This window comes from Burkholderia sp. HI2500, assembly GCF_002223055.1.
GTDB lineage: Bacteria > Pseudomonadota > Gammaproteobacteria > Burkholderiales > Burkholderiaceae > Burkholderia.
The window spans coordinates 2,476,268-2,499,491 of record NZ_NKFL01000006.1 but is presented as its reverse complement, the minus strand read 5'-3'; the positions used below and the strand labels follow the sequence as shown (position 1 = coordinate 2,499,491).

The 23,224-nt window shown below is 67.2% G+C and carries 21 protein-coding genes; 6 read left to right on the top strand and 15 right to left on the bottom strand.

Features of this window, described 5'->3' with window-relative positions:
* Positions 1-35: 35 nt before the first annotated feature.
* From CFB45_RS28945 to CFB45_RS28935, 3 genes are all read right to left on the bottom strand, one after another.
* Positions 36-1,175, bottom strand: a complete 1,140-nt coding sequence (locus tag CFB45_RS28945; protein ID WP_089428492.1) for an acyltransferase family protein — start codon at positions 1,173-1,175, stop codon at positions 36-38.
* A complete protein-coding gene (gene blaOXA / locus CFB45_RS28940) occupies positions 1,172-1,981 on the bottom strand; it encodes an OXA-1043 family class D beta-lactamase (RefSeq protein WP_089428491.1) in 810 nt (269 codons plus the stop codon). The genes CFB45_RS28945 and blaOXA overlap by 4 nt, the downstream gene beginning before the upstream one ends.
* 317 nt (positions 1,982-2,298) lie before the next feature.
* A complete protein-coding gene (locus CFB45_RS28935; RefSeq protein ID WP_089428490.1) occupies positions 2,299-3,450 on the bottom strand; it encodes a porin in 1,152 nt (383 codons plus the stop codon).
* A 570-nt stretch (positions 3,451-4,020) separates the two neighbouring features.
* On the opposite strand from CFB45_RS28935, the gene CFB45_RS28930 reads away from it, so the two are divergent.
* The 3 genes from CFB45_RS28930 (at position 4,021) to CFB45_RS28920 (ending at position 6,929) form a co-directional block, all read left to right on the top strand.
* Entirely contained in the window at positions 4,021-5,058 is a 1,038-nt protein-coding gene (locus CFB45_RS28930) for an ABC transporter substrate-binding protein (protein WP_089428489.1), read from the top strand.
* A 69-nt stretch (positions 5,059-5,127) separates the two neighbouring features.
* Positions 5,128-6,093: an ABC transporter permease gene (locus CFB45_RS28925; RefSeq protein WP_089428488.1), complete on the top strand. Its 966-nt coding sequence runs from the start codon at positions 5,128-5,130 to the stop codon at positions 6,091-6,093.
* Positions 6,094-6,107: 14 nt separating this feature from the next.
* Positions 6,108-6,929 (top strand): quaternary amine ABC transporter ATP-binding protein, encoded by an 822-nt coding sequence (locus tag CFB45_RS28920; protein WP_089428487.1) that lies wholly within the window; start codon positions 6,108-6,110, stop codon positions 6,927-6,929.
* A 153-nt stretch (positions 6,930-7,082) separates the two neighbouring features.
* On the opposite strand, the gene CFB45_RS28915 is transcribed toward CFB45_RS28920, so the two are convergent.
* The 7 genes from CFB45_RS28915 to CFB45_RS28885 all read right to left on the bottom strand — a co-directional run bounded on the left by CFB45_RS28915 (position 7,083) and on the right by CFB45_RS28885 (position 16,145).
* Complete coding sequence (locus tag CFB45_RS28915) at positions 7,083-8,015, bottom strand: MBL fold metallo-hydrolase (protein WP_089428486.1); 933 nt, start codon at positions 8,013-8,015, stop codon at positions 7,083-7,085.
* Between the two features lie 426 nt (positions 8,016-8,441).
* Positions 8,442-9,029 carry a class I SAM-dependent methyltransferase gene (locus CFB45_RS28910; RefSeq protein ID WP_179255109.1) on the bottom strand — a complete coding sequence of 196 codons (588 nt, stop codon included), beginning with the start codon at positions 9,027-9,029 and terminating at the stop codon, positions 8,442-8,444.
* A 79-nt stretch (positions 9,030-9,108) separates the two neighbouring features.
* Complete coding sequence (locus CFB45_RS28905; RefSeq protein ID WP_089428484.1) at positions 9,109-10,776, bottom strand: GMC family oxidoreductase; 1,668 nt, start codon at positions 10,774-10,776, stop codon at positions 9,109-9,111.
* A gap of 14 nt (positions 10,777-10,790) precedes the next feature.
* The gene (locus tag CFB45_RS28900) at positions 10,791-12,008 is read right to left on the bottom strand and encodes a mandelate racemase/muconate lactonizing enzyme family protein (RefSeq protein WP_089428483.1); all 1,218 of its coding nucleotides are present in this window, start codon (positions 12,006-12,008) and stop codon (positions 10,791-10,793) included.
* Complete coding sequence (locus CFB45_RS28895; RefSeq protein WP_256978393.1) at positions 12,005-13,336, bottom strand: MFS transporter; 1,332 nt, start codon at positions 13,334-13,336, stop codon at positions 12,005-12,007. Before CFB45_RS28895 ends, CFB45_RS28900 begins: the two co-directional genes overlap by 4 nt.
* Positions 13,337-13,469: 133 nt before the next feature.
* The gene (gene aldA / locus CFB45_RS28890) at positions 13,470-14,894 is read right to left on the bottom strand and encodes an aldehyde dehydrogenase (protein ID WP_089428481.1); all 1,425 of its coding nucleotides are present in this window, start codon (positions 14,892-14,894) and stop codon (positions 13,470-13,472) included.
* A gap of 312 nt (positions 14,895-15,206) precedes the next feature.
* Complete coding sequence (locus tag CFB45_RS28885; protein WP_011356424.1) at positions 15,207-16,145, bottom strand: LysR substrate-binding domain-containing protein; 939 nt, start codon at positions 16,143-16,145, stop codon at positions 15,207-15,209.
* Positions 16,146-16,367: 222 nt separating this feature from the next.
* Here CFB45_RS28885 and CFB45_RS28880 point away from each other — a divergent pair, with 222 nt between their 5' ends.
* Positions 16,368-17,243 carry a LysR substrate-binding domain-containing protein gene (locus CFB45_RS28880; RefSeq protein ID WP_089428480.1) on the top strand — a complete coding sequence of 292 codons (876 nt, stop codon included), beginning with the start codon at positions 16,368-16,370 and terminating at the stop codon, positions 17,241-17,243.
* Positions 17,244-17,411: 168 nt separating this feature from the next.
* Here CFB45_RS28880 and CFB45_RS28875 read toward each other — a convergent pair whose 3' ends face one another.
* From CFB45_RS28875 to CFB45_RS28865, 3 genes are all read right to left on the bottom strand, one after another.
* Positions 17,412-17,765 carry a hypothetical protein gene (locus CFB45_RS28875; RefSeq protein WP_089428479.1) on the bottom strand — a complete coding sequence of 118 codons (354 nt, stop codon included), beginning with the start codon at positions 17,763-17,765 and terminating at the stop codon, positions 17,412-17,414.
* A complete protein-coding gene (locus CFB45_RS28870) occupies positions 17,762-18,520 on the bottom strand; it encodes a hypothetical protein (protein WP_089428478.1) in 759 nt (252 codons plus the stop codon). The genes CFB45_RS28875 and CFB45_RS28870 overlap by 4 nt, the downstream gene beginning before the upstream one ends.
* Positions 18,521-18,595: 75 nt before the next feature.
* On the bottom strand, positions 18,596-19,315 hold the full coding sequence (locus CFB45_RS28865) for a hypothetical protein (RefSeq protein ID WP_089428477.1): 720 nt from the start codon (positions 19,313-19,315) through the stop codon (positions 18,596-18,598).
* A 229-nt stretch (positions 19,316-19,544) separates the two neighbouring features.
* Between CFB45_RS28865 and CFB45_RS28860 the strand changes: the two genes are divergently transcribed.
* Together CFB45_RS28860 and CFB45_RS28855 are read left to right on the top strand one after the other, a co-directional pair.
* Positions 19,545-19,802 (top strand): type II toxin-antitoxin system ParD family antitoxin, encoded by a 258-nt coding sequence (locus CFB45_RS28860; RefSeq protein ID WP_089428476.1) that lies wholly within the window; start codon positions 19,545-19,547, stop codon positions 19,800-19,802.
* A gap of 2 nt (positions 19,803-19,804) precedes the next feature.
* Positions 19,805-20,098 carry a type II toxin-antitoxin system RelE/ParE family toxin gene (locus tag CFB45_RS28855; RefSeq protein WP_089428475.1) on the top strand — a complete coding sequence of 98 codons (294 nt, stop codon included), beginning with the start codon at positions 19,805-19,807 and terminating at the stop codon, positions 20,096-20,098.
* 161 nt (positions 20,099-20,259) lie between these two features.
* On the opposite strand, the gene CFB45_RS28850 is transcribed toward CFB45_RS28855, so the two are convergent.
* Positions 20,260-21,594 (bottom strand): MFS transporter, encoded by a 1,335-nt coding sequence (locus CFB45_RS28850; RefSeq protein ID WP_256978447.1) that lies wholly within the window; start codon positions 21,592-21,594, stop codon positions 20,260-20,262.
* 167 nt (positions 21,595-21,761) lie between these two features.
* Positions 21,762-23,213 carry an NAD-dependent succinate-semialdehyde dehydrogenase gene (locus tag CFB45_RS28845; RefSeq protein WP_089428473.1) on the bottom strand — a complete coding sequence of 484 codons (1,452 nt, stop codon included), beginning with the start codon at positions 23,211-23,213 and terminating at the stop codon, positions 21,762-21,764.
* Positions 23,214-23,224 lie beyond the last annotated feature (11 nt).

Sequence of the window (23,224 nt, the reverse complement as noted above, 5' to 3'; positions counted from 1 at the left end):
CTCCCGGCGACCCGGCAGCGATGGCCGATGACACGCTAGAAGCGCGCACCATCCGGCACGCGCGTTGAAGGCCGCGACGCGACTCGCTTGATGAGGCGGTCGAGCGGCGTCGCATAGCCGCGCGCGATCGCCGCGCTCAGCGCCGCCGACAACACCAGATACGCAATCAGCAGCACCAGCTTCGCATCGCCGTGCGTGGCCGACGGCGGCCAGAACGTGCGCAGCCCGCCGAGCACGATCAGGTGGAACAGGTACAGCTCGTAGCTCAGCTTGCCGGCACGGCCCAGCGGCGCGAGCAGGCGGCCGTGCACGCGCTCGCCGTTGACGTGCGCGCCGATCAGCAGCACGGCCGTGCCGAGCGCCATCGCGGTGACGCCGGTGACATGACTTTCCGCGATCGGCCACGCCAGATAAAGCGTGGCCATCGCCGCTGCGACGAGCCACTGCACGAGCGGCGCGGCCAGCCGCCGCCCGTTCACGCGCTCGGCCAGCAGCGCGGTGCAGCAGCCGATCGCGATGCCGTCGAACGACGCGAAGTACGCGTAGAGGAACCCGCCTTCATCACCGGCATGCGTGAAGCGGTACACGGGCCCGATCGCGGCGATGGCCACCCAGAACGCGACGAGCCGCGCATCGCGGCGCAACGCGATGCACAGCAGCGGAAACGACAGGTAGAACACCTCTTCGACCGACAGCGACCACAGCACGCCGAGCGCGTAGTTGACCCACCCGTACGCGCCGATCAGCACGTTCATCCAGAATGTCAGCGACGCGAGGTTCACGAGCCAGAACGACACGGCGATGCCCTCCGGCGCATGGTTCTGGAAGATCGGCACGCCGGCCGCCGCGAGGCCGTTGACGAGCGCGAGCAGCAGGACCAGGCACGGGACGATGCGCGCGAGTCGCGACACGTAGAACGCACGCACGTCGACCGCGCCGAGGCTGCCCCAGCGGCGGCGCGCATTCGACGTGATCAGGTAGCCGGAGATCACGAAGAACATCGTCACGCCGTAGTTGCCGTTGCGCGCGATCGCATGCACGGCATCCCAGCCGAATACGCGTGCGAGCGACGTGTCGCGCAGCGAGTAGGGGATGTTGAAGTGATGCAGCAGGACGAGCACGATCGACACGCCGCGCAGCAGGTCGATCCGCGCGTTGCGCGGGCCGGTGCTCATTGCGGCCTGCCCGGTTCGGCGAGGGCCGGCAGTGTCGCCAGGAACGTATCGCGTGCGCGCAGGCCGGCGTTCGGCGTCTGCCGCTCGTCGTCCTGGATCAGGTACGCGAACGCGACCTTGCGCGGCCCCTTGGCCGCCCAGCCGACGAACCAGCCGTACGCGTGCGACGCATCGTACTTGCGCCCCGGCGACCCGGTGCCCGTCTTGCCATGCACGATCCAGCCGTCGGGCTGCGTGTCGATCAGCGTGATGCGCTCGGTCATGTCGAACGCGTGTGCGCTGACGGGCAGCGTCCGGTTCGCGATCTTGCGCATGAAGGCGACCTGCTCGAGCGGCGAGATGCGCAGCGACGCGTTGACCCACGCGCCCATCACACCGTTCAGTTCGCCCGTCGGGCTGGTCGCATCTTCGTTGCCGTAGCCGAATGCGGTCGTGTACTGCTGGAAGCGTGCCTGCCCGAGCGCCTGCGTGACCTGCTGCGAGTACCAGAAGATCGACAGCTTCATCCAGCGCGCCGGGTCGGTCGGCTCGCGCCACGGTGCGCCGCCCCAGTCGGGGTAGCCGGCGTGGAAGTCGAGCGTCGGCGTGTGCATGTCTTTCAGGACGCCCGCATCGAAGCCCATCAGGCTGATGGCGACCTTGAACGTCGACGCCGGCGTCACGCGGGTCGCGCAGTCGCCTTGCTGCACGAGCAGCTGGCCGGTGGCGGCGTCGGCGACGACGGTGCAGATCGGGCGGGCATCGGAAGTCGCGGCGGCCAGGAGGCCGGCGGCGAAGGTGAACAGCGCGCGGCGCCAGTGCTTCAAGTGACACTCCTCGGGGATGGGCTGTGGGTGCGCGAAAGGCGGCAGGCCGGGCGCAATGAAGGCGACGGCCGGCATCGGGGATCGTGGGGATGGCGGCCGTCGCGGAGATCCACAGTGTATCGGCGGATGGTCGTCCGTTGACCTGTCACGGTTGACGGGACGAGCGGGCGCTTTTTGCCGATTCCGGCAACATCGGCGGGTCGCGCGTGACGGCGCCAATGAAAAAACCCGCCGGCAGGCTTGCGCTTGCGGGCGGGCAAAGACACCCCGGGCAGACCCGCGCGGGTGTCGCGTGAAGAACGGAGAACCGGGTTACATCAGAACTTGTGGCGCAGCGCGACGCGCACGGCCACCTGGTTCGACGTCGACGACGGCGCGTCGGTACCGGGGATGAACGCGTTGTCGAGGATCGAGTTCGTCTTGTCGCCGGCGATGTGCTGGTACGCGGCCTGCACGTACACGTCGGTGCGCTTCGACAGGTTGTAGTCGGCCATCAGCCCGGCCGAATGGATCTTCGGCTTCGCGTTGCCGGTCGATGCGTCGTACTTCTCGAGCGACAGCACGTACTGCGCGCCGACCATGAACGCCGGCGTGACCTGGTACGAGCCGTTCACCTCGAAGTTCTGGTACTTGATCGCGCTGACCGTCGCGCCCGGGGCGATGATCGCGCCCGGCGTGCCGAGGTAGCCGTTGCCGGTCGGGTTCTTGTAGTTCGAGTTCGTGTACGCGAAGCCGACCGTCGCCTGGCCGAACGTGTAGTTGATGCCCGCGCCGAACACGCGCATGCGCTCGGCGATGTAGCTCGCGTCGTTCGCGGTGATCGCGCCGGCCGAGCCGTTGCCCGGATGGTTCGCCTGCAGGTACGCGGCGCCGATCAGCAAGCCGTTGTTCTGGTACTGCGCGCCGAAGCTGTACGCGCGGTTGTCCGAGAAGCTCGTGCTGTTGCTGAAGCTGTATGCGCCGCCGAACTGGAAGCCGCCGAAGTTCGGGCTCGCGTACTTCACCGTGTTGTCGAGGCGGAACGAGTTGTCGGTGTTGTCGTTGTCGAACGGGTGCGCGAGCAGGTAGCCGCCCCAGTTGCCGTTGGCCGTGGTCGGCGCGAGATAGTCGACGACGGAGTCGTACTGGCGGCCGAACGTCAGCGTGCCGTACTGCGCCTGGCTCAGGCCGACGTACGCCTGGCGGCCGAACATGCGGCCGCCCTGGTTGGGCCGGCCGCTGTTCACGTCGAAGCCGTTTTCGAGCTGGAAGATCGCCTTCATGCCGCCGCCGAGATCCTCGCTGCCCTTCAGGCCCCAGCGGCTGCCCTGCGCGTAGCCGCTCGCCATCTCGTAGACGTGGCCGGTGCCGACGTTGTTCGTATAGTTCAGGCCTTCGTCGATCACGCCGTACAGCGTGACGCTGCTTTGCGCGAACACGGGGGCCGCGAAGGTTGCCGTTACGGCGAGCGCCGTCAGGGTCTTTTTCATTGAGAGATCTCCGTGATATCCAGCTGGTATCGGTTGTCGTGAGCGCGTCCGGCGAGGCGCGCCCCGTCATCCGGGGCGACCCGATGCAGCGCGTGCGGCGCCGGGGCGCGCAACGCGCGGCGGCGCGGCAACCGGCAGCGTCGGGTCGTGTCTCCTCCGATGACACCGCGCATTCTTCCCAAGCCGGCAAGGAACCGAAAGCGAGTAATTTCGATGGATGGGATCGGGTTCGCCAATGGGGTCGCGACGGCCCGTTTCGACAGTCGAAACGGGGGCGCCGTGCCGCGCTGCAACGCCGGCCGCGCATCGGCCGAACGTGGCAGCGACGCAGCCCGCGCCGGGCCATGCACGGGCTCGGAAAATCGGCCGCGAGGCCTGTCCGGCGGGCCTGACAGGGCGCCCAGGGATCGATCGACGCCGCCGATTGCAATGATCGGAATTACTCGTTTCCCTAAACAAATTGGCGGCGGAAACATGCAGGCTGACCGGACGTGGATACGTTCACGCTTCGCCGGTCGCCGCGTATGCCGCGACGCACAAACAACAGATTCGATTTGGAGACGACCCACCATGCAGATTCGACGACTGAAAACGGTCCTTCTCGCCGCCGCGGCGATCCTGTCCGCACCTGCCGCCCACGCGGCCGGCGGCGCGTGCACCGACGGCAAGACGGTCCATTTCGCGGGCATCACGTGGGAAAGCGGGTCGTTCGCGACCGAAGTGCTGCGGCAGATCATGGAGAAGGGCTACGGCTGCAAGACGGACGTCGTGCCGGGCAGCACGGCCGCCACCGAAACGGCGCTCGCGCGCAATGACCTGCAGATCTGGGCCGAGCAGTGGACGGGCCGCAGCGAGATCACCGCGAAGGCCGTCTCGTCGGGCGCCGTGAAGCTGATCGGCGACACGCTGCCGGGCGGCACGACGGAAGGCTGGTTCGTGCCCGACTACGTGGTGAAGGGCGATCCGGCGCGCAACATCAAGCCGGTCGCGGCGGGGCTCGTGTCGGTCGACGATCTGCCGAAGTACAAGCAGGTGTTCGCCGACGAGGAGGAGCCGGACAAGGGCCGCTTCCTGAACTGCCCGACGGGCTGGGACTGCGAGCGCGTGAACACGCGCCTCTTGCGCGTGCTGAAGCTCGACCAGTCGTACACGAACTTCCACCCGGGCACCGGCGCGGCGCTCGACGCGGCGATCGCGTCCGCGTACCAGCGCGGCGCGCCGATCGTGTTCTATTACTGGGGCCCGGCCGCGCTGATGGCGAAATACAAGTTCACCGCGCTGAAGATGCCGGCCTATAACGACGCCTGCTGGAAGACGTTGCGCGACGAGAGCAGCACGCACCAGTGCGCGTCGTCGTACATGGTGTCGCGGCTGACGGTCGGCGTGTCGAAGCCGTTCGCCGATGCGAACCCCGATCTCGTCGGGGTGTTCGGCAAGGTGCGTTTCCCGATGGACTTCCTGAACCAGACGATCCTCGAGATGACCACGAAGAAGATCGACGGCGCGGCGATGGCCACGCAGTTCCTGAAGACCCGCCAGGACATGTGGAAGCAGTGGGTGCCGGCCGACGTCGCGCAGAAGATCGCCGGCAGCCTGAAGGGCGCGTAACCTGCGCGCGGCGGCGGGCCCGCGCCCGCCGCCGCCGTCACGCGCCTTCGCGGCGCGACGGAGAATCAAATGAACGGCTTCTTTCTGCACCTGTCGATCGCCGACTGGGTGAACGGCGCGCTCGAGACGTTCGTCGCGCAATACGGCGACGGCTTCCATCACTTCAGCGTGCTGGTGCTGCGCTACCTGCTCGTGCCGCTCGAAGGCGCGCTGCGCGTGGCGCCGCCGTGGCTCGTGCTGCTGGTGGTCGGCGCGATCGCGTGGAACGCGACGCGCCGCATCGGCCTCGGCGCGCTCTTCATGCTGCTGCTCTACGCGATCGGCTGCTTCGGGCTGTGGGACAAGCTGATGCAGACGCTCGCGCTGATGCTTGTCGCGACGGTGCTGTCGGTCGCGATCGGCGTGCCGGTCGGCATCCTCGCGTCGCGCAGCGCGTGGCTGCGCCGGATGCTGCTGCCGGTGCTCGACGTGATGCAGACGCTGCCGAGCTTCGTGTACCTGATCCCGGTGCTGATGCTGTTCGGCCTCGGCAAGGTGCCCGCGATCCTCGCGACGATCATCTATGCGCTGCCGCCGCTGATCCGCCTGACCGATCTCGGCATCCGCCAGGTCGATCCGGACGTGACGGAAGCCGCGCGCGCATTCGGCACGACGCGCTGGCAATTGCTCGTCAACGTGCAGTTGCCGCTCGCACGGCCGAGCATCATGGCCGGCATCAACCAGACGACGATGATGGCGCTGTCGATGGTCGTGATCGCGTCGATGATCGGCTCGCGCGGGCTCGGCGAGGACGTGCTCGCGGGCATCCAGACGCTCGACGTCGGCAAGGGGACGCAGGCGGGCCTCGCGATCGTGATTCTCGCGATCGTGATCGACCGGATCAGCCAGGGCTTCGGCCAGGAGCGTCGCGCCCGGCGGCGGCTCGCGCAGCAGCGCCGGCAGAAGGGCGCGTCGCGCGTGCCGTACCGGCTGCCGCGCAAGGCGCAGTCGGCGGGCGTCGATTCGAATCAGGCGACGCAGTCGTCGCGGGCATAGGAACGGAGACAGACATGGCGACCATCGACGTCAAACACGTGTACAAGCTGTTCGGGCCGCAGGCCGCGCATGCGCGCGTGCTCGACCTGCTGCGCTCGGGCAAGCGCAAGGCCGAGGTGCTGGCCGAAACGGGCTGCAACGTCGGGCTCAACGACGTGAGCCTCGGCATCGAGTCGGGCGAGATCTTCGTGATCATGGGGCTGTCGGGCTCGGGGAAATCGACGCTCGTGCGGCACTTCAACCGGCTGATCGAGCCGACGGCCGGCGAGATCGTGATCGACGGCAGCGACGTGATCAAGCTCGACGCGCACGGGCTGCGCGAGCTGCGCCGCTTCAAGGTCAGCATGGTGTTCCAGAACTTCGGGCTGCTGCCGCACCAGACCGTGCTCGACAACGCCGCGTACGCGCTGCGCACGCGCGGCGAGAAGCGGCACGATGCGGCCGAGGCCGCGCGCAACTGGCTGACGAAGGTCGGGCTCGACGGCTATGGCGATCACTATCCGGACGAGCTGTCGGGCGGGATGCGGCAGCGCGTCGGGCTCGCGCGCGCGCTGGCGGCCGATACCGACGTGCTGCTGATGGACGAGGCTTTCTCCGCGCTTGATCCGCTGATTCGTACCGAGATGCAGGATCAGCTGCTCGAACTGCAGGCGACGCTCGCGAAGACGATCGTGTTCATCACGCACGATCTCGACGAAGCGCTGCGGATCGGCGACCGGATCGCGATTTTGCGCGACGGCACGCTCGTACAGGTCGGGACGCCGGACGATATCCTGTCGCGGCCGGCGGATGACTATGTCCGGCGGTTCGTGGAGAAGCGCACGAGTGTGAACTGACGGGAGCATGAAGAACGGCGCGCCGCGACGGGCGGCGTGCTTTTTTCCGGCGCCATGGCGACGACACGCGATCGCCCACGAAAAACCGCCGCAAGTCTCGTGGACGTGCGGCGGTCTCGTCGTGATCGTCGAACACCGATCCGTGACCAGTAATCAGTAATCCCACAGAACCGGCACGAACCGGAATCCGTCGCCGTTCCTGGCGATATGACCGATGGACGGAAACGCGACGTGCGCGGCGGCCAGCAGCGCGCCGGTCTCGGCGGCTTCATTGAACAGCGCGATACGCACGGCGGCAGCCGTTTCAGGATCGTGCTCGAAGCCGTTTTGCCACTCGGGATGATCGAAGTTGACTTCGAAGATCGCATCGCCCGCGAACGTCAGCTTCTCGCCGTTCGATGCGATGTCCACGACGCAGTGCCCGGGCGTGTGCCCGCCCGTCACGCGCGCCGACACGCCTGCGGCGACTTCCACGGTCTGGTCGAACTGGACGATGTTTTCGCCGTAGAGCGTCACGAACTTCTCGGCCGCCTTGCGCAGGGCCGGCGGCACCGTTTCCGGCATCACCGTCTTGCTGAAGTCCGGATTTTTCCAGAACGCCACTTCCGCGGCCGACACGTGAATGCGCACGTCCGGGCGCAGCTTGGCCTTGACGCCGTCGACGTTCAGCCCGCCGACGTGATCCATGTGCATATGGGTAATCACGATATCGGTGAGCGCGGACAAGTCGATGCCGGCCGATTCCAGACGCATCACCGACTTCCCGGCGCGCGTGAAGTATTCGAAGCCGTCGCCCACGCCGGAGTCGATCAGGATCAGGCGTTCGCCGCTGCGCACGAGCGCGATGTTCAGCGCCCAGTCGAACATGTCGCGTTGCAGGAAACGGCCGTCGAACCAGGCATTGCGGTCCGCTTCGCTCACGTTGGTGGACATGGTGGAGGTCGGCAGCGGCAGAATGCCGTCGCTGATCAGCACGACGTCGACGTCACCCACGCGGACGGCGTAGCGGGACGGCACGAGTTCGCCCGAACCTGGCTTGCCGAGGTCGGAGATAACCGGCTGAACATTGCGGGTGGTTTCGCTCATCATCAATAGTCCTATTCATCGAGTGGGGTAAGTCGCACTGCAGGGTGCGGGTCACGAGCACGACCACGAATTTCGCGCGTTTCGCTTCGCTCGCCTTTCAACCGGGCGTAAGAAGGATTGTAGTCAGGGGGATGAAAGGCGGAAGCACCGGGAGCGCACACATCATGTTGTTCGACCGGCAACAATCGACGACGGGCAGGAAGCGACGGGCAAGGCGACGGGCGGATGGATCGACGCGCCGTTCACCGACCGCGACGCTTCCTATCCGCGGACGGTTGCAGGGCGGCTGCACGCTGCGCCGGTGGTGATCGGGCCGGACGCGCATGCGCTTGCCCGTCCGCCTGCGAGCGGGATTCTCCCGGCGAAACGCCGAAGCCCCATGTTTGTCGGCGTGCGGCGAGCGTCGCCGGTTTCGACGTGCGGCCGCTACTTCGTGCCGAGCACGCAAGCGAGCGGATGCGACGGTACCCCGTTGCGATGGATGACCACCGACGCGAAGCCGGCTTCGGTCATGAGGCGAGCCAGCGTGTCGGGTCGGTACGCGTCGTACGGCGCACGCTCGATGTCGCGTACGGTGATCGCGGCGATGCCACCGCTTCTGACGACGCGGCGCAATTCACCCAGGCCGAGCGCCGGGTTGCGCCAGAAGTAGATGCAGTTGATCGAGAAGACCTTGTCGAACGCGTCGTCCGCGAACGGAAGCGCGTCGACGGAGCCGAGCGAGAGCCGTACGCGGCCTTGCTCGATGAACGCGCGATTCAGCTGCCTGGCGGCGGCCAGCATGGTCGCGGAATGATCGACCCCGGCGATGCGGCAGGATCGGGCGGCTTCAGCGGCGAGCCTGATCGCCTCGCCGGGGCCGAACCCGACTTCGAGTGCCCGCTCGCCGTCGCCGATCGCGAGCAGCGACAGCGTCCACACGTTGTCCGCCCGGTTGACCCGGCGCATGATGCGGCCCACGATCCATCCGACGAGGCCGCGCGGCCGGCCGGGTTGCCTGAGATGAGTGGTCATGGCGTTCTCCTTCCGGTTTGCCCGCGAGCAAACGGCGTGCCGCATGCGCGGCACCCGGGAAAACACGGCGGCTACCGTTTCAGTGTGCGACGGTTTCCCGTTCGCCGGCCTGCGTGCCCGTCCTGTCGCCGTGCAGCGCATCCGCCAGGATCAGGTCCGCGCCTTTCTCCGCGACCATCATCGTCGGCGCGTTGATGTTGCCCGACGTGATGTTCGGAAACACCGACGCATCGACAATCCGCAGCGCCTGCAGCCCGTGCACGCGCAGCGACGCATCGACCACCGACGTCGCCGCGTCCGGCCCCATCGCGCACGAGCCGCACAGGTGATAGATCGAACCCGACTGCTCGCGGAAGTACTGCAGCATCGCTTCGTCGGAATCCACCTGCGGCCCCGGCGAGATCTCCTCGACGGTCATCGACTTCAGCGCCGGCGCACGCATCAGCGCCCGGATCACCTTGCTGCCCTGCACGGCTTCGTCGAGATCCTTCTGCGTGGTGAGCGCATTGATGTGGATCTTCGCGGCATCTTCCGCGCGGTTCGACGCGATCTCGATCGTGCCGCGGCTCGTCGGCCGGCACGGGTTGAACGCGATCAGGAAGCCCGAATAAGGCTCGGGCTTGATGCTCGCACGATCGCTCTTCGGGATCCGGTACGACAGCGGGTTGAAGTAGAGCTGGAGGTTCGGCTCTTGCGCGTCGTCCGTGCCGCGGAAGAAGCCGCCCGCCTGGTTCACGCTCATCGCGAGCGGGCCGCGCTTCGTCAGCAGGTAGCGCAAGCCGATCTTCATCTTGCCGATGAGCGTGCCCATCTCGTCGTTCAGCGTCGGCCGGTTCGCCTTGAAGTAGAAGCTCACGCACAGGTGGTCCTGCAGGTTGCGGCCGACCGCCGGCAGCGCATGCACGAGCGGCACGCGCCGGCGCGCGAGCAGCGACGGATCGCCGACGCCCGACAGTTGCAGCAGCTTCGGCGTATCGACCGCGCCGGCCGCGAGGATCACCTCGCGCGCGGCGACGAGCGTTTCGTCGCCGTGCTCGCCCGCGACGACCACGCCGGTCGCACGCGTGCCGTCGAACGTCACGCGCCGCACGAGCACGCCCGAGCGCAGCGCGAGGTTCGCGCGGCCCAGCGCGGGGCGCAGGTACGCGAAGCTGCTGGAGCAGCGCTCGCCGTGCTTCGTGTTCAGGTCGTAGATGCCCGCGCCTTCGAACCGCGCGCCGTTGAAATCATCGGTGCGCGGCAGGTTCAGTTGCCCGCAGCCCTTCAGGAACTCGTGGACGATCGGATGCACGTCGGCCTTCATCGACGTGATGTGGATCGGCCCGGTCGAGCCATGATGCTGCGGATCGGTCGTGCCGGCCGCGTGGGTTTCGAGCTTGCGGAAGTACGGCAGCACGTCGTCGTATGCCCAGCCCGGATTGCCGGCGTTTGCCCAGTCGTCGTAGTCGCTGCGCTGGCCGCGCACGTAGACCATCGCGTTGATCGAGCCCGAGCCGCCGACCACCTTGCCGCGCGGGCAGTACAGCTTGCGGTCGGCGAGCTGCGCCTCGGGCTCGCTGTAGTACATCCAGTTGTAGCGGCGGTTGTAGTAGGTCTTGGTGAAGCCGACCGGCACCTTGAACCAGAACGACGCGTCGCGTTCGCCCGCTTCGAGCAGCAGCACCGAGTGCCGGCCCGATTCGCTCAGGCGGTTCGCGAGGATGCAGCCGGCCGAGCCCGCGCCGACGATGATGTAGTCGTAGCTCATGTCTGTCCTTGCGCTCAGCCCTTCGCGGGGGCGAGATCCTTCACGTCGACAGGGTGTTCGCCCATCTGCAGGTGAAGCCGTTCGCCGGTGTACGGCGTGTGGCGGCGCACGACGTCCATGTCGAGCTCGATGCCGAGGCCCGGTTCGGTCGACGGGATGATGTAGCCGTCTTCCCAGCGGATCGGCGTCTTCACGACTTCCGCGTGGAAACCGCCCCACGTCATGATGCTTTCCTGGATCAGGAAGTTCGGCGTGCAGGTCGCGAGCTGGATGCTCGCGGCCGCGCCCACCGGGCCGTTGTACAGGTGCGGCGCGATCTGCGCGTAGTGCACTTCGGCGAGCGTCGCGATCTTCTTCGCTTCGAGCAGGCCGCCCACGCGCGCGACGTTCAGTTGCAGGATCGATGCGCCGCCCGCTTGCAGCAGCTTGTGGAATTCGTACTTGGTCGTCAGGCGCTCGCCGGTCGCGATCGGAATCGACGTGTGCTTCGCGACTTGCGCGATCGCTTCTTCCTGGCCGGGGGGAACCGGCTCCTCGAACCACAGCGGGTCGTATTTCTCGAGCCGCTTCGCGAGCCGGATCGCCGACGACGGCACCATCTGCCCGTGCGTGCCGAACAGCAGGTCGGCCTTGCTGCCGACGGCCTCGCGCACGCGACGGCAGAACAGCTCGCAGCGGTCGAGCACCTCGAGCGACAGCTGGTGGCCCGAGTAAGCCGTGTACGGGCCGGCCGGATCGAACTTGACGGCCGTGAAGCCGAGCTTCACGTTCTCGGCTGCGCATTCGGCCGCGAGGTCGGGATCGTCGTAGTCGTATTCGCCCTTCGCGCTCTTCGGGTACAGGTACGTGTACGAGCGCAGCCGCTCGTGGATCTTGCCGCCGAGCAGTTCGTACACGGGCTTGCCGGCGGCCTTGCCGATGATGTCCCAGCACGCCATCTCGAGGCCGCTGACGACGCCCATCATCGTGAGATCGGGCCGCTGCGTGAAGCCGCTCGAGTAAGCCTGGCGGAACAGCCGTTCGACGTGATGCGGGTCGCGGTTGAGCAGATGGCGTTCGAACACGTCGTCGATGATCGGCGCCATCGCCTTCGGGCCGAACGTCGCCGAATAGATCTCGCCGACGCCTTCGATGCCGTCGTCCGTCTTCAGCTTCACGAAGATCCAGTACATCCCGCCGACATGCGGCGGCGGCACGGCAACGATATGGGTTTCGAGCGAAACGATCTTCATGCGGACTCCTGGATGCGATTGAGGCGGTACTTGAGGAATGCGGCGGCGCCCGCGCCGCAGAGCGCGATGGCCGCGATATAGCCGAAATAGAGCTGGTAGCCGTGCGCGCCCGGGTAGGTCTGCGTCACGTAGCCGTTGATCAGCGGCACGAACACGTCGGGCGAATAGCCGAGCACCGAGATCAGGCCGATCGCGAGGCCCGCGCAATGCGTCGGCACCTTGCAGTCGTCGAGCAGCGACCAGTACAGGCCGCGGATCGCATAGGTGAGGATGCCGATGAACAGCACGAGCACGACGAGCATCGCCTGCGGGCTGTGTGCCGGTGCCGCGATCAGCCCGACCAGCGACAGCGCGGCGAGCACCAGCGCCCAGAACAGCACGGACACCTTCGATACGCGGTCGCCGAGGAAGCCGCCGCCGATGCCGCCGACGGGGCGCATCCACAGCTTGAGCGTCGTGATGAAGCCGGCCGCCGTCGCGCTGAGCCCGAAGTTGCCTTCGTGCAGGTACGCGGAGAAGCTGTAGGTCGCCCAGAACACCTGGTAGCCGCAGAACACGATCGCGGCGACGAGCGACAGCTCGGGGATCGCCGCGAGCGTCTTCAGGTCGGTCAGCACGTTGCCCTTGGCGCGCTTCGTGGCCGCTGCACGGTCGCCCGTGCTCGACGGATCCTTCACCAGCGCGAGCAACACGCCGAGCGCGATGCAGAAGAACGCGTACAGGTGGACGACGAGCTTGAAGCCGGCTGCGTCAGTGCCGCCGCGTGCCTGCGTGACGTACGCGAACAGCGTGATCGCGATCGTCGCGAGCAGTGCCTCGACGAGGCCGCGGCCGCCGTCGAGCAGGCCGAAGAAGCGGCCCTGTTCGTCGGGGCCCGCGATCATGTTCACGCGCTTGATCACGGCGGCCCAGAACGTGAGGCCGGTGGTCAGCCCCCAGCCGCCGAAGATCAGCACCAGCAGCTCGAACGACGGCCCGGTCGCGTAGACGAGCCCGAGCGCGCCGGTGGCGAGCAGCGAGAAGCAGATCAGCCAGCGCGGCGACAGGCGGTCGGCCAGCCAGCCGCTCGGCAAATAGCTGATCAGGAAGATCGTGCCGAGCGACGAATACAGGTAGCCGAGCTGCACGTCGTCGATATGGAAGAACTGCAGCATCGTCGGCTGGTACACCTGCCGCAGATATAGCATCGGGTAGATCGCGCCCGCGGCGATCACGAGCAGCAGCAGTTGCAGGTAGCGTTGCGCGCGGGAATGCTGCGACGCGTGTGCGTCGAGTGCTTTGTCCTGCAATGCGAGCGACGCGGCGGGTGTCGACGGTTGGGTCGGCATGATGTCTTCCTCCATCAGGCATCCTTAACGCGGACGCCTGCAGATTTTTTATGTTCTGGTTGGGTCAGGGGCGGCGCGCGCGGCGTGGTATTTGAGTGCGCGCGCCGGAAACGGTGCGTTTGGCGTGACGGCGTCAGTACTTCATGACGACGAGGCGCGTCTGCGTGAATTCGAGCATCCCGTGCTTGCCGTCGTCGCCGCCGAGGCCCGAGCGCTTCCAGCCGGCGTGGAAGCCCTGGTACGGATCGGCCGGCGTGCGGTTCACGTACAGCTCGCCGGCTTCGATCGCGTTGGCGACGGTCATCGCGGTGCGGTAGCGCTCGGTGTAGAGCACCGACGACAGGCCGAACTGGTGGTCGTTCGCGAACCCGATCGCCTCGTCGAGCGTCGTGTAGCGCAGCACGGGCATGATCGGGCCGAAGGTTTCCTCCTGCACGATCTCCATGTCCTGCCGCACGCCGGTGAGCAGCGTGGCCGGGTAGAAGAAGCCGGGGCCGGCCGGAATCGCGCCGCCGGTTTCGAGCGTCGCGCCGGCTGCGATCGCGCGTTCGACCATCCCGTGGATGTGCGCGCGCGCCGATGCGCTGACGAGCGGACCCACCCGCGACGCGTCTTCCGCGCGGTCGCCGATGCGCACGGCCGCCATCTTCTCCTTCAGCAGCGCGACGAAGCGGTCGTGCACGCTGTCGTGCACGTACACGCGTTCGATGGCCGTGCAGAGCTGGCCGCAATGGGTCGTCTTCGACGCGACGAGCGCGGCGGCCGCGCGTTCGAGGTCGGCGTCGGGCTCGATGATCGCGGGCGTCTTGCCGCCGAGTTCGAGCGACGGCTTCGCGATGTTCGCCTTGCAGTAGTCGAGCACCTTGCGGCCGGCGTTCACGCTGCCCGTCAGCGTGATCATGCCGACGGCCGGATGCGTGCACAGCGCTTCGGCCGTCGCGTGGTCCATCGTCAGGATGTTGACGACGCCCGGCGGGAAGCCGGCATCGTCGGCGGCTTTCGCGATCTCGAACGCGGACACCGGCGTGTGGTTGCTCGGCCGCACGACCACGGTGTTGCCGGCGATCAGCGCGGGTGCGACCTTGCGCAGCAGCGTGTAGACCGGGTAGTTGAACGGGATCAGGCAGGCGACGACGCCGATCGGCTCGCGCTGCAGGAACAGGTTCTCGTCGGGCGTGTCGCTCGGGATGATCTCGCCCTCGATCCGGCGCGCCCACTCGGCGTGGTAGCGCGTGATCTGGCCCGCGTAGACGGCTTCGTTCGACGCGTCCGCGACGCTCTTGCCGGATTCCCGCGCGAGCGCCGCGCCGATGTCGGGCGCGCGTGCGGTCAGCGCGTCGGCGAAGCGGTGCAGGTACGCGGCGCGTTCGGCGCTCGGCAGCTTGCGCCACGCCTTCTGCGCGGCGGCCGCAGCGTCGACGGCGGCGAGCGCGTCGGCCGGTGTCGCGGCCGGCACGCGCGCGAACGGCGCTTCGGTGGCGGGATTGTGGACGACGATGAACGTGTCGCTTTCCGGGGCGACGAAACGGCCGTTCACGTAGTTGCGTTCGGTGCGCATGAAGTGACTCCTCCGATGAATGCAGGCGGATCGCTTCGAGTGGCGACACGCGTGGCACGGGATAGCGGCCATTCTGTTCATGCGTTTAGCGCACGACAAACGACTTATTTTCGCGTCGAACATGAGAAAAGCGCACGTTACTCGGCGAATCGGCTGGAGTCGCCCGTCCGGCAAGGCTGCCGTGGCGTGGGCCCGGGGGGAGCGGGCGGAGGGCTGTCGTATTTTCCGACTGGTCCGAGTGCGGACGGGCGCGGAAGCCGGTAAGGTGTCGCCCGCGGCCGCAGGTCGAGGGTGGCCGGGGCGGGTCGCGCGCTAGGCCAGCGGCACCTGCGGCAGCGGCGACGACGGTTCGAGATGGCGCTTCGCGAGCCACACTTCCTGCTGCAGCCAGTCGCGGAACTGGACGATGTGCGGCAGGTTCGTCTGCTCGGGCCGCGTGACGAACCAGTACGACTGGTGGCCGTCGACGTGCACGTTGAGCACCTGCATCAGTTGCCCGGTCGCGAGTTCGCGCGCGACCATGTGGCGGTCGGCGATCGTGATGCCGAGGCCGTCGATCGCCGCGCGGATCGCATGGTCGAGCAGGTCGAATTCGTAGCCGCCGCGCGTGTCGACGTCGGCGATGCCGGCTGCTTTCAGCCAGTGCTGCCAGGTCAGGTAGCGCTGGTCGTCGGTGGCGAGCACGTGCAGCAGCGTGAAGCGGTTCAGGTCGATCGGCGCGCCGTCCTGTCGCAGCCGCGCATACAGCGCGGGCGCGCAGACGGCGATATGCTGCTCCTGCATCAGCAGCGCGTTGTCGAAGCCGTCCCATTCGCCGTCGCCGAAGCGGATCGCGCAGTCGAGCACGCGCGATTCGCCGAGGCTGTCGTGGATGCGGGTCGTAAGGCTCAGCTCGAATTCGGGATGCGCGTCGCGCAGCCGGCCGAGGCGCGGCATCAGCCAGCGCGCGGCGAAGGTGGGCGGCACGTTCGCGCGCAGGCGGTTCAGGTGGGTTTTTTCCTGCAGGCTGCGCACGGTCAGCTCGATCTTGTCGAACGACTGCTGCAGCGCGCGCAGCAGCACGCGGCCGGCCGCGGTCAGTTCGAGCTGGTGATGGCGGCGCTCGAGCAGGGTTTCGCCGAGCTGGCCCTCGAGCTGGCGAACCTGGCGGCTCACCGCGCTCTGCGTCACGTTGAGCAGCTCGGCCGCGCGCGTGAAGCTGCCGGTGCGGCCGGCCATCTCGAAGGCTTTCAGCGCATTCAGCGCCGGCATCTTGCGTCTCACGGGGCGGTGTCGTGTTTGGTGCGGGATGCTTATTGTAGGCGGGCGGCGCGGGCGCGGGGTCGCTGAATGGCAGCGACGTTGGGCGCGGGGGTTTTACGGTAGGGCGGCTGGCGTGCCTCGTCGTGACAAGGCTGCCCGCAGGCGGGCCGGCGGTGCCGGCCGGCAACGACACGAACGATACAAACGATACGAACGAAGGGGACACACATCATGCGACGCCTGCCATCGTTGATCGCACTGCGATTTTTCGAGGAGACCGCGCGTCACCTGAGCTTCAACCGCGCGGCGGTTTCGCTGTGCGTGACGCAGGGGGCGGTGAGCCGGCAGATCCGGCTGCTCGAGGAAGCGCTCGGCGCGCGGCTGTTCGAGCGCGATCACAAGGGCGTGCGCCTGACCGATGCCGGCGAGCGGTTGCTGCCGTTCATCGGGCAGGCGTTCGACACGATCGAACGGGGCGTCGGCGAAATCGTCGCCACGCGGCCGGGTGCGAAGCGGCGGCTGACGGTGTCGCTGCCGCCGACGTTCGCGACGCAGTGGTTTTCGCCGCGGCTCGGCACGCTCGCGGAGGCGCTGCCCGACGTCGAGCTGTCGATCCGCACGGAGCCGGATGACGATTGCCATTGCCACATCCGCTTCGGGCGCGCGGCGCGCGCCGGGATGCAGTCGGAGCTGTTGATGATGGAGCGGCATGCGCTCGTCGGCGCGCCGCGCTATCGCGGCGATGCGCTGGATGTGCTGCTGGGCCGGTTGCCGTCGCTGCATGTGCTGCACGAAGGCAAGCGCCTGACGCTGTGGGCCGACTGGTGCGAGCAGGCGGGCGTGCCGCCGGCGCGGATCGGCGACGGCATCGAGTTTTCGACGCTCGAACAGGCGATCCGCGCGGCGCGCAAGGGCGCGGGGCTCGCGGTGGTCGACCTGAACATGATCGAGGAGGAGATCGGCGAGGGCAGCCTCGTGCGGCTGTCACCGGTGCAGCCGATCGGGCCGTTCGGGTATTGGCTCGATGTCGAGCCGGAGAGTGTGGCGGTCGAGCCGGTGGTCGCGTTTGCCGCGTGGTTGAGGGAGCAGGCGGGGAGGAGGGGGTAGGACCGCTGCCGGTGGGACGCGGCTGATCGGAATGCTGGAAAAATCGGATCAGTCCGAGCCAGTCCTGCTGTTCTCGCGGTGTTGGCGTCTGTCAACGATCGTTACGGGGAACGGCGATAGTCACGATCGTTGACGGCCTGGGCCATGCGGCTTCGTCGTCGTTGCCGGCTACCGGTCGGGGTCGTGCCCGAAGTGCATGAGTGTTTCCCGGCGCCCCCAGAATTCTATGTCGGCGATCGATTCGACAGGCAACTGGCACTTCGAGAGATCGATACGCCCGACGTTGAAGACGGCGCGTCGCGGCGGGGATACCGGCATGTTGGCCGTCCGCGTGTCGTGCCCGACGGCGGACTTGCGCATGACACGCGCCAGGCTGTGATGGAGCTCGGTTGTGACGAGCGCATCGAGGAGACGCCTTGCTTCGGCGCTGAGGGCGAGAGGACGCCGGCTCGACGGCCGGCCACGCTTCGCCGTGGGGCGCGTGATCCGGAATCCGGCGATTGGCGTGTGCTTTGCGTTCATTCGTAAATCCCCTTTTCGATCAAGTAACGTTGCAGCGCCCGCACGGACATGCCGTGCGGTGTGACGTCGAATGTCATCCAGCGATGTGATCCCGCTACGCGCCAGAAATCCCGCCCGAATCGCGTCGCATAGAGCGCACGCAGCGACCGGAGTGATCCGTCGGCAAGACCGACCGGGTGCCCCTGGAAATACTGGAACAGCGCCGCTTCATCGCCGCACTTGTCCGGAATGGGCGCGTCGAAGCCGAACCGTGGCCATGCGTAGTACCCGAATAGCCGGCGCCCGCCCGGTTTGGGCGCTGCCTTCCGGCCCCCCGCTGCGAATGCAATGATTCGGCTGATGCCCAACTTATCGGATGCCCTGACGATTCGCCACAGCATCGCCGCGCCGAGTCCCGTGACTGCGTTATCGACGAGATCGATTGTCTTGAGCTCGAGTAGGGATGTGTCCGATTCTCGACGGACCAATACGCGGTTTTCGGATCGGATCCAGGTAGGGTGCGTGACCGAGAGCGTCAACCGGCCTCTGCTGTCGAGATAGGCCTGGATTTCCGATCCGGCCGGCGCGCCGCACAACGAAACGAGCAGTTCGTCGGGGACGCTGCCGCTCACCCCGAGCAACGCGGCGATATCGAGGTCGTTTCGATCGACCTCGAGCCGATCGTCGAAGTGCGACGTTTCGTAGGGCAGAACATGACTGAGATCGACGGGGCGAGCGGGCATGGATTCCAGCGATGAATGGAAAGCCCCCAGCATATCGGCGCGAATCCCGCGGGCAGAGTCTGCCAAACGGCCAATCACGAGACGGAGTGACCGCCCGTCCCACCCGCCCTACGACCAGTCGAACGTCAGCAGCGCCACGCGGCTGGCCGGCTCGTAAAACAGGAGAATCGAGTCCGCGCCCATCGCGCGGTATTCCCAGCCGGTGACGCGGGCGACGAAGCGAAAGCGCGCACCGTCGGGGCCGAGCGGCCGGATGTCGTCGGGATTGCGGTCGTCGACCGGAAAATCCGACGTGCCCGACCAGTTGCCCCAGCCGACCGATCCGCCGAGCTGGTCGATCAGGTTGCACGGCTTTTCCTGGCTGAAATCGCGCTCGTCCGGCGCGTACTGGTTGGACGAGTAGAGCACGCCGTATTCGGCGAACCGCCGACGCGCGGCTTCGATGCTGGCCTGCTGCTCGGCGTAGTGCGCCTCCAGTTCCGCGCGATAGCCCGCGTCATGCGTGCCGGGCGGGTTTTCCAGATAGAAGTAGCGCGGGTCGCCCAGCAGCGTGTAGCGGTCGTTCTCGTCGAGCCGGAACCCGATCCAGTTCGCGCGCAGATAGTCGTTGTGATACGCGGCCGTGTCCTGCCCGACGAGCCCGTCGTACGGTTCGACGGGACTGAGCAGGTGGATCCAGCCCTCCCACGACGGATTGACCGTCGACAGGTCGATCGACACCAGCGGATGCAGGTGGCGCGCGAGTGCGGCATGCGGCTCGGCAAAGACGTCGGCGTCTGGCGGGTAGACCTTCAGGCCAGGTTGTGGCGTGACGATGTCTTCAATCATGATCGCTGCTCGCACGGTGAGGGTCCGGTAAGGCTACACGAGTGCGCACGAAAACCGGATGAATGTCCGGCGCCAAAGCAGCCTGCCTGAAGCGCGTCCGGTTCCGTCCCTCCGCCCGATCGGCACGTCGAAAGCATTCGCGCCGATCTTTGGGAGACCCTCTTCTTGATAATAGTTGATAGGCGCGATACGCTCGATGGATCGAATTCAATCCGGTCGGGAGGTCGACATGATCAGTGCGGAACTGGGGCAGCAACTGGAGGCTTACGTCACGAAGCTGGTCGAATCAGGCCGCTACGGATCCAAGAGCGAAGTGCTTCGCGAAGGTGTACGCCTCATCCAGGATCGCGAGGCACAGCTGAACGCGCTGGACGCCGTGATTGCACGCAGCCTGTCCGATGCGGAAGCAGGGCACAGCGCCGACGCAGCGGAAGTCTTCGATCGGCTCGAGGCGAAGTATCGGGCCCAGGCGGATCGGCAGGCCTGACCGTGCGCCTGTCCGACTTTGCGATTGCCGAACTCGAAGCGATCGCCGATTACATTGCACGCGACAACCCGCAACGTGCCGTGATGTTCGTGCGAGAGATTCGCGACAAATGCCTGAGCCTGGCCGCGATGCCGCTGGCGTTTCCGCTGGTGCCGCGCTACGAGCGCCACGGCGTGCGGCACCGCGTGTACGGCAACTACCAGATCTTCTATCGGGTCGTCGGCGATCCGCCTGCGCGGATCGACATTCTTCACATCCTGCACGGCGCGCGGGACTACGCATCGATCCTGTTCTGAGCGAACGTGCGCATCGCATCGCGTCCCAAATGAACGAACCCGGCCGCGGCCGGGTTCGTTCGAATCGAGCGCAGCATCGCCGCAGCGTATCAGCGGCTTGTCGACACGAAAGCCTCCATCGAGCACGATGAAGCTGGCGGCCACACAACCCGCCGCCCTCATCAATGCCCCGACGCCTCCTCCAGCGTCAGATGCTTCGTCTCCGGCGCCCACGCGATCGACACGATCATCCCCACCAGCAGCACGCCCGCCAACGCGAACATCGTCGCGTGAAAGCCGAGCGTGGCGATGCCGACCGGCAGCAGGAACGTGCCGATCGCCGAACCGAGCCGGCTGCACGCGATCGCGAGCCCCACGCCGCTCGCGCGCACTTCGGTCGGGAAGCACTCGGGCGGGAACACGCCGACGAGGTTGCTGAACGCCGACATCGTCAGCGTGAAGATCGCGAACGCGACGATCATCGCGAGGGCCGCCGACGACGGCAGCACCGCCAGCGCGACGAGCGACGCGCACGTCACCGCGAACGAGCCGATCAGGAAGCCGCGCCGCGACAGCCGGATCGTCAGCCAGATGCCGATCAGCGCGCCCAGCACGAGGAACCCGTTCAGCAGCAGGTCCGCGCCGAAACCTTCGGCGAGGCCGATCGTCTTCAGGATCGTCGGCAGGAACGTGTAGATCGCGAAATACGGAATCACGAGGCACACGAAGAACGCGCAGTTGAACATCGTGCGGCGGATCAGGTCACGCTGGAACAGCCGCGCGAAGCCGCCGTGCGCATGCGGCTCGGTCGAACCATCGAGCATCACGTGCGGCCCGAAATGCTTCGCGACGATCGCACGTGCTTCCTTCTCCCGACCCTTGCCGAGCAGCCAGCGCGGCGATTCGGGCGTGCCGATCCGCAGCACCAGCACGATCAGCGCAGGCAACGCGGCCGACGCGAGCAGCCAGCGCCATGCATCCGGCGTGGCGTCGCTGTACGCGAGGCCGAGCACGTTCGCGGCGACATAGCCGATCGTCCAGATCACGCTGAACGAGCCGAGCAGCGCGCCGCGATGCTTGCGCGGCGAGAATTCGGCGAGGATCGCATGGCCGACCGTGAAATCGCCGCCCATCCCGAAGCCGATCAGCACGCGCAGCACGCACAGTTCGAGCGGCGACGTGACGAAGCATTGCGCGAACGCGGCCGCCGTGATGATCACGAAGCTCGTCAGGAAGATCTTCTGCCGGCCCATCCGGTCGGACAGCCAGCCGAACACGAGGCTGCCGAAGAAGATGCCGATCAGCGCGGAGCTGCCGATCATCCCCATCCAGAACGCGTCGATCGGCATCTGCCGGCCGAGCGCGGCGAGCGCATAGCCGATCGTGCCGAGCGTGTAGCCCTCGGTGAAATGCGCGCCGAACGTCAGGCCGGCGATCTTCACGTGGAAGCGGTTGAGCGGCACGTCGTCGAGCGCGACGGGGCGGTGCGGCGCATCGGCGCCACGCGACAGCGGCAACGCGCGTGCGGTGCCGGATTGAACGTTGGCTTGAGTCAAGCTGTCTCCTGGATGGTTATCGGGCGCGCGGCGGCGCGCGCGGGCGGAGCGCCGCCGCGCGTGCCGTGCAGGGCGCCGCGCGGCCGGACGGCGCGCGGCGCGGGTCGACCGCGGGGAGCGGCCGGCGGTCAGCGGCCGAGGCCGGCCATCAGCGTGTACTTGAGTTCCACGTACTCGTCGAGGCCGTACTTCGAGCCTTCGCGGCCGAGCCCCGATTGCTTGACGCCGCCGAACGGCGCGACTTCGGTCGAGATGATCCCGTCGTTGACGCCGACCATCCCGCTCTCCAGCGCACCCGACACGCGCCATGCACGGCCGAGGTCGCGCGTGTAGAAGTACGCGGACAGCCCGAACGGCGTGTCGTTGGCCGCGGCCACGGCTTCTTCCTCGGTCGCGAAGCGGAAGCAGCCGGCGACGGGGCCGAAGGTTTCCTCTTCCGCGATCAGCATGTCGGCCGTCATGCCGGTCAGCACGGTCGGCTCGTAGAACGTGCCGCCGAGCGCGTGACGCTTGCCGCCGGTGAGCGCGTGCGCGCCCTTCGCGGTGGCGTCGGCCACGTGCCGCTCGACCTTGCCGAGCGCCGCTTCGTTGATCAGCGGCCCCTGGTCGACTTCACCCGCGAGCGCGTTGCCGACGCGCAGCTTGCGCACGGCATCCGCGAGCTTGCGCGTGAACGCGTCGTACACGCCGTCTTGCACGAGGAAACGGTTCACGCACACGCAGGTCTGGCCCGTGTTGCGGAACTTCGATGCGATCGCGCCTTCGACCGCCGCATCGAGATCGGCATCGTCGAACACGATGAACGGCGCGTTGCCGCCGAGTTCGAGCGACAGCTTCTTCAGCGTGTCGGCCGACTGCTTCGCGAGCAGCTTGCCGACCCGCGTCGAACCCGTGAACGACAGCTTGCGCACGACGGACGAACTCGTCAGCGTTTCGCCGATCGCGACCGCGTCGCCCGACACCACGTTGAACACGCCGGCCGGCACGCCCGCGCGCTCGGCGAGCACCGCGAGCGCGAATGCCGACAGCGGCGTCTCCTCGGACGGCTTCAACACCATCGTGCAGCCGGCCGCGAGCGCGGGGCCGGCCTTGCGCGTGATCATCGCCAGCGGGAAATTCCACGGCGTGATCGCCGCGACCACGCCGACCGGCTCGCGCGTGACGACGATCTGCGCGTTGGGCTTCGGGCTCGGGATCACGTCGCCGTACATGCGCTTCGCTTCTTCCGCGAACCATTCGAGAAAGCTCGCCGCATACGCGACTTCGCCACGCGCTTCCGCGAGCGGCTTGCCTTGCTCGCGCGTCAGCAGCTCGGCGAGCGCATCACGGTTTTCGAGCATCAGCTCGCCCCAGCGTTTCACGCGGGCGCCGCGTTCCTTTGCGGTCAATGCGCGCCATGCCGGAAACGCGTGTGCTGCCGCATCGATCGCGCGTTGCGTGTCGTCGGCGCCGCCTTTCGCGACCTTCGCGATCGTCTCGCCGGTCGCCGGGTTCAGCACCGGATAGGTTGCATCGCTCGCACCATGCGATTCGTGCCATTCACCGCCGATGAAATGGCCGGTCCTCAGAAATTCATTCATTGTGTGTCGTT

Coding starts and splice junctions, on each gene's coding strand:
- CFB45_RS28945 (WP_089428492.1), bottom strand. CDS start 1,175: ATGAGCACCGGCCCGCGCAACGCGCGGATCGACCTGCTGCGCGGCGTG.
- CFB45_RS28935 (WP_089428490.1), bottom strand. CDS start 3,450: ATGAAAAAGACCCTGACGGCGCTCGCCGTAACGGCAACCTTCGCGGCC.
- CFB45_RS28930 (WP_089428489.1), top strand. CDS start 4,021: ATGCAGATTCGACGACTGAAAACGGTCCTTCTCGCCGCCGCGGCGATC.
- CFB45_RS28925 (WP_089428488.1), top strand. CDS start 5,128: ATGAACGGCTTCTTTCTGCACCTGTCGATCGCCGACTGGGTGAACGGC.
- CFB45_RS28920 (WP_089428487.1), top strand. CDS start 6,108: ATGGCGACCATCGACGTCAAACACGTGTACAAGCTGTTCGGGCCGCAG.
- CFB45_RS28915 (WP_089428486.1), bottom strand. CDS start 8,015: ATGAGCGAAACCACCCGCAATGTTCAGCCGGTTATCTCCGACCTCGGC.
- CFB45_RS28910 (WP_179255109.1), bottom strand. CDS start 9,029: ATGACCACTCATCTCAGGCAACCCGGCCGGCCGCGCGGCCTCGTCGGA.
- CFB45_RS28905 (WP_089428484.1), bottom strand. CDS start 10,776: ATGAGCTACGACTACATCATCGTCGGCGCGGGCTCGGCCGGCTGCATC.
- CFB45_RS28900 (WP_089428483.1), bottom strand. CDS start 12,008: ATGAAGATCGTTTCGCTCGAAACCCATATCGTTGCCGTGCCGCCGCCG.
- CFB45_RS28895 (WP_256978393.1), bottom strand. CDS start 13,336: ATGCCGACCCAACCGTCGACACCCGCCGCGTCGCTCGCATTGCAGGAC.
- aldA (WP_089428481.1), bottom strand. CDS start 14,894: ATGCGCACCGAACGCAACTACGTGAACGGCCGTTTCGTCGCCCCGGAA.
- CFB45_RS28885 (WP_011356424.1), bottom strand. CDS start 16,145: ATGCCGGCGCTGAATGCGCTGAAAGCCTTCGAGATGGCCGGCCGCACC.
- CFB45_RS28880 (WP_089428480.1), top strand. CDS start 16,368: ATGCGACGCCTGCCATCGTTGATCGCACTGCGATTTTTCGAGGAGACC.
- CFB45_RS28875 (WP_089428479.1), bottom strand. CDS start 17,765: ATGAACGCAAAGCACACGCCAATCGCCGGATTCCGGATCACGCGCCCC.
- CFB45_RS28870 (WP_089428478.1), bottom strand. CDS start 18,520: ATGCTGGGGGCTTTCCATTCATCGCTGGAATCCATGCCCGCTCGCCCC.
- CFB45_RS28865 (WP_089428477.1), bottom strand. CDS start 19,315: ATGATTGAAGACATCGTCACGCCACAACCTGGCCTGAAGGTCTACCCG.
- CFB45_RS28860 (WP_089428476.1), top strand. CDS start 19,545: ATGATCAGTGCGGAACTGGGGCAGCAACTGGAGGCTTACGTCACGAAG.
- CFB45_RS28845 (WP_089428473.1), bottom strand. CDS start 23,213: ATGAATGAATTTCTGAGGACCGGCCATTTCATCGGCGGTGAATGGCAC.